At 73.0% G+C, this 5,510-nt stretch carries 3 protein-coding genes; 2 read left to right on the forward strand and 1 reads right to left on the reverse strand.

What is annotated here, in order from left to right; genetic code table 11:
• Positions 1–65 precede the first annotated feature (65 nt).
• On the reverse strand, positions 66–1,298 hold the full coding sequence (locus HTZ82_RS09450) for an arginine deiminase (protein WP_175408866.1): 1,233 nt from the start codon (positions 1,296–1,298) through the stop codon (positions 66–68).
• 62 nt (positions 1,299–1,360) lie between these two features.
• On the opposite strand from HTZ82_RS09450, the gene HTZ82_RS09455 reads away from it, so the two are divergent.
• A complete protein-coding gene (locus HTZ82_RS09455) occupies positions 1,361–2,845 on the forward strand; it encodes a 3' terminal RNA ribose 2'-O-methyltransferase Hen1 (protein WP_175408867.1) in 1,485 nt (494 codons plus the stop codon).
• Positions 2,842–5,394: a polynucleotide kinase-phosphatase gene (locus HTZ82_RS09460; protein ID WP_175408868.1), complete on the forward strand. Its 2,553-nt coding sequence runs from the start codon at positions 2,842–2,844 to the stop codon at positions 5,392–5,394. Before HTZ82_RS09455 ends, HTZ82_RS09460 begins: the two co-directional genes overlap by 4 nt.
• Positions 5,395–5,510: the final 116 nt, after the last annotated feature.

Genomic DNA, 5,510 nt, shown 5'->3' on the forward strand with positions numbered 1-5,510 from the left:
ACCGGCGTCCGGCACACCGGCCCGTGCCCGGCACACCGGCACCCGCCCGGTGTGCCGGGCGCTGCCTACGCGGCGTCCCGTTCGATCGGGCAGCTCATGCAGCGGGGGCCGCCTCTCCCCCGGCCCAGTTCGCTGCCGGGGATCTCGATGACCTCGATGCCCTCCCGCCGCAGATGCGTGTTCGTCGTGACGTTCCGCTCGTACGCGATGACGACGCCCGGCTCGACGGCGAGGACGTTGCAGCCGTCGTCCCACTGCTCGCGCTCCGCCGCGTGCACGTCCTGGGTCGCGGTCAGGACCCGGATCGACGGGAGGCCGAGTGCCGACGCTATGGCGCGGTGCATGTGTTCGGCGGGATGGTCGGTCACCTTCAGCGCCTGCCCGTGCTCGCCCGGCTCGATGGTGTACGAGCGGAGCATGCCGAGCCCCGCGTACTGCGTGAACGTGTCGGGCGACACCATCGTCATCACCGTGTCGAGGTGCATGAACGCCCGCCGCTTCGGCATGTCCAGGGCGACGATGGTGCGCGCGGACCCGGCCGCGAACAGGCCGCGCGCCAGCATCTCGACGGCCTGCGGTGTGGTGCGTTCGCTCATGCCGATCAGCACGGCGCCGTTGCCGAGGACCAGTACGTCACCGCCCTCGATGGTGGACGGGTAGTCGTCCTGCCCCTCCGACCAGTGGTGGAACGTTCCGGCCTCGGGCCCGGTGAACAGCGGGTGGTGCTTGTAGATGGCCTCGAAGTGGACGGTCTCGCGCTGCCGGGCTGGCCAGCGCATCGGGTTGATCGACACCCCGTCGTAGATCCACGTGGACGTGTCGCGCGTGAAGAGGTGGTTGGGGAGCGGCGGGAGCAGGAAGTCGTCCAGGTCCATGACATGGAAGCGGACCGACGTGGGCTCGCTGTGCCCGGCGAGGAACTCCCGCTTGGTCATGCCGCCCACCAGCGCCTCGACCAGGTCCGACGTGTCCAGCGCGTCGAACGCGGCGCGCAGATGGTCCGTGGCGAGCGGCCCGTACTCCTTCTCGTCGAAGACCCGGTCCAGGACGAGCTTGCGCGCCGCGGGCAGGTCCAGGGTCTCCCGCAGCAGATCGCCGAAGAGGTACACCTCCACCCCGCGGTCGCTGAGGACGTCGGCGAACCCGTCGTGCTCCTGCCGCGCCCGGCGCACCCACAGGACGTCGTCGAACAGCAGCGCGTCCTTGTTGGTGGGCGTGAGCCGCTTCAGCTCCAGGTCGGGGCGGTGCAGTATGACGCGGCGCAGCCGCCCGGTCTCGGAATCGACATGGAATCCCATTCCCCCATCCTGCCCGGTAAATGCGATGGATCGGGTGCTCCGCCGCCGGGATACTCGGACGCGTGTTCTTGACGATCAGTACGACCGGTTCCCCCGAACGCCCCGCGACCGACCTTGGCTTTCTGCTGCACAAGCATCCCGATCGCGCGCAGGCGTTCTCCACCTCGCACGGCACGGCCCATGTGCTCTACCCCGAGGCCTCCGCCGAGCGGTGCACGGCGGCGCTGCTGCTGGAGGTGGATCCCATCGCGCTGGTGCGGCGCGGCAAGGGCGGCAAGGGCGCCGGGCGCGGCCAGGGACCCGACACGGCGCTGGCCCAGTACGTCAACGACCGGCCGTACGCGGCGTCGTCGCTGCTCGCCGTGGCGCTGGGCAGCGTGTTCTCCAGCGCCCTGAAGGGGCAGTGCGCGGCCCGGCCGGGCCTGGCGGAGGCCGCGCTGCCGCTGCGCGTGGAGGTGGCGGCGCTGCCCGCGCGGGGCGGGGCCGAGCTGGTGCGGAAGCTGTTCGAGCCGCTGGGCTGGGCGGTGACCGCGGAGCCGGTGCCGCTGGACGAGCGGTTCCCCGAGTGGGGCGACTCGCGGTACGTGCGGCTGGTCCTGGAGGGCGAGCGGCGGCTGGCGGACGCGCTGCGGCATCTGTATGTGCTGCTGCCGGTGCTGGACGACGCCAAGCACTACTGGGTGTCACCGGACGAGGTCGACAAACTGCTGCGGGCCGGTGAGGGCTGGCTGGCCGGGCATCCGGAGCAGAAGCTGATCACCAGCCGCTATCTGGCGCGCCGCTGGTCGCTGACGCGTGAGGCGATGGAACGGCTGGAGCTGGCGCGGCTGGCCGCGGCGGACGACACCGAGGTCGAGGAGATCGACAACGCGGTCGACGAGTCCACGGACACCGAGGAGCGTCCCGTTCCGCTGGCGGTGCGGCGCCGTGAGGCGATCCTCGCCGCGCTGCGCGCGGCGGGCGCCCAGCGGGTGCTCGACCTGGGCTGCGGGCAGGGCCAGCTCGTGCGGGAACTGCTGAAGGACGTCCGGTTCACGGAGGTCGTCGGCGTCGACGTGTCCGTACGGGCGCTGTCGATCGCCGCGCGGCGGCTGCGCCTCGACCGGATGGGCGAGCGGCAGTCGGCGCGCGTGAAGCTGCTGCAGGGCTCGCTCACGTACACGGACAAGCGGCTCCAGGGGTACGACGCGGCGGTCCTCAGCGAGGTCGTCGAGCACGTCGACCCGCCGCGGCTGCCCGCCCTGGAGTACGCCGTGTTCGGCGCCGCCCGGCCGGGCACCGTCCTCGTGACGACGCCGAACGTCGAGTACAACGTGCGCTGGGAGTCCCTGCCCGCCGGGCACGTACGCCACGGCGACCACCGTTTCGAGTGGACGCGCGCCGAGTTCCGCGCCTGGGCGGCGGAGGTCGCCGAACGGCACGGCTACGCCGTGGAGTTCGCACCCGTCGGACCCGACGACCCCGAGGTGGGGCCGCCCACGCAGATGGCCGTGTTCACCCTGACCGCCACCACGACCGCGTCCACGAAGGAGGGGGAGGTCGCATGACCAGCGCAGCCGCCGCTGTGACGGAGTCCCGTCGACTGGCCGTCACCGATCTGTCCCTCGTCGTGCTCGTCGGCGCCACCGGCTCCGGCAAGTCGACGTTCGCACGGAAGCACTTCAAGCCCACCGAGGTCGTCTCGTCGGACTTCTGCCGCGGCCTGGTCGCCGACGACGAGAACGACCAGACCGCGTCGGGTGACGCGTTCGACGTGCTGCACTACATCGCCGGGAAGCGGCTGGCCGCCGGCCGGCTGACGGTGATCGACGCGACGAGCGTGCAGCCGGAGGCCCGCCGCCAGCTCGTGCGGCTGGCCCGGGAGCACGACGTGCTGCCCATCGCCATCGTCCTGGACGTCCCCGAGGAGGTGTGCGCCGCCCGCAACGCGGCCCGCCCCGACCGGGCCGGCATGCCCCGGCACGTCATCAAGCGGCACCGCCGCGAACTGCACCGCTCGCTGCGCGGCCTGGAGCGCGAGGGCTTCCGCAAGGTGCACGTCCTGAAGAGCGTCGCGGAGATCGAGGCGGCCGAGGTGGTGCGGGAGCGCCGCTACAACGACCTGCGGCACCTGACCGGCCCGTTCGACATCATCGGCGACATCCACGGGTGCAGCTCCGAGCTGGAGACCCTGCTGGCCAAGCTGGGTTACGAGGACGGCCGGCACCCCGAGGGGCGTACCGCCGTGTTCGTGGGCGACCTCGTCGACCGCGGCCCGGACAGCCCGGGCGTGCTGCGCCGCGTCATGGACATGGTGGCGTCCGGGAACGCGCTGTGCGTGCCCGGCAACCACGAGAACAAGCTCGGCCGCTGGCTGTCCGGCCGCAAAGTCCAGCACACCCACGGCCTCGCCGAGACCGTCGAGCAGCTGGAGCGCGAGGACGACGCCTTCCGCGAGCGGGTACGGGAGTTCATCGCGGGCCTCGTCAGCCACTACGTGCTGGACGAGGGCCGGCTCGTGGTGTGCCACGCCGGTCTGCCGGAGAAGTACCACGGCCGCACGTCGGGCCGCGTCCGCTCGCACGCCCTGTACGGCGACACGACCGGCGAGACCGACGAGTTCGGGCTGCCCGTGCGCTACCCGTGGGCCGAGGAGTACCGCGGCCGCGCGACCGTCGTGTACGGCCACACGCCCGTGCCGAACACGTCGTGGATCAACAACACCATCTGCCTGGACACGGGTGCCGTGTTCGGCGGCAGGCTGACGGCGCTGCGCTGGCCCGAGCGTGAACTGGTCGACGTCCCGGCCGAGAAGGTCTGGTACGAGCCGGTGAAGCCGCTCGCGTCGGAGGCGCCCGGCGGCCACCAGGGCCGCCCCCTGGACCTGGCCGACGTGCACGGCCGCCGCGTCGTGCGCACCCGCCTCGCGGGCAACGTCGCCGTGCGCGAGGAGAACGCAGCGGCGGCCCTGGAGGTCATGAGCCGCTTCGCCGTCGACCCGCGCCTCGTGCCGTACCTGCCGCCGACCATGGCGCCCACGGCGACGTCCCGGCTCGACGGGTACCTGGAGCACCCGGCGGAGGCGTTCGCCGCGTACGCCGCCGACGGCATCACGCGCGTCGTGTGCGAGGAGAAGCACATGGGCTCGCGTGCCGTGGCCCTGGTGTGCCGCGACGCCGACGCGGCGCGTGAGCACTTCGGCGTGCAGGGCGCGACGGGCTCCCTCTACACCCGCACCGGCCGCCCGTTCTTCTCCGACGAGGCCACCACCGAGGAGGTCCTCGGCCGGATCCGCGCGGCGATATCGGCGGCGGGCCTGTGGGACGAGCTCGACACGAGCTGGCTGCTCCTGGACGGCGAGCTGATGCCGTGGTCACTGAAGGCCACCGGTCTGCTGCGCAACCAGTACGCCGCCGTGGGCGCCGCCTCGTCCGCCGCGTTCCCGGGTGCCGTCGCCGCCCTGGAGGCGGCCGCGGCCCGCGGTGTGGACGTGGCCGGACTGCTGGACCGGCAGCGCGGGCGGGCCGCCGACGCCGCCGCGTTCACGGAGGCGTACCGCCGCTACTGCTGGCCCACGGACGGCCTGGACGGTGTGCGCTTCGCGCCGTTCCAGATCCTGGCCTCCCGCGGCCGCAGCCTCGCCGCGGTCCCGCACGACCGGCAGCTCGCGCTGCTCGACCGCCTGGTGGAGCACGACACGACGGGCCTGCTCAGGACCACGCGCCGGCTGTTCGTCGACACGGGCGACGAGGCGTCCGTGCGCGACGGCGTCCACTGGTGGCTGGAGCTGACCGGCCGCGGCGGCGAGGGCATGGTCGTGAAGCCGCTGGAGGCGCTCGCCCGGGACGGCCAGGGCCGCCTGGCGCAGCCCGGCATCAAGTGCCGCGGCCGCGAGTACCTGCGGATCATCTACGGCCCCGAGTACACCCGGCCGGAGAACCTTGAGCGGCTGCGCTCCCGGTCCCTCGGCCACAAGCGCTCGCTCGCCGTCCGCGAGTACGCCCTGGGCCTGGAGGCCCTGGACCGCCTGGCCGACGGCGAACCCCTGTGGCGCGTCCACGAGGCGGTCTTCGCCGTCCTCGCCCTGGAATCCGAACCGGTCGACCCCCGCCTGTAGGGCGGCGGCGCCCACCTGAAGGCCGTGCGGCACCCGCCTGGAGGTGGGGGCGGCACCCGCTCGCCTGAAGGCGGCCGCGGCACCCGCCTGTAGGCCGGGGCGGCACCCGCCTGTAG

Origin of the sequence: Streptomyces sp. TRM64462, from assembly GCF_013362995.1 — a bacterium.
Taxonomy (GTDB): Bacteria; Actinomycetota; Actinomycetes; order Streptomycetales; family Streptomycetaceae; genus Streptomyces.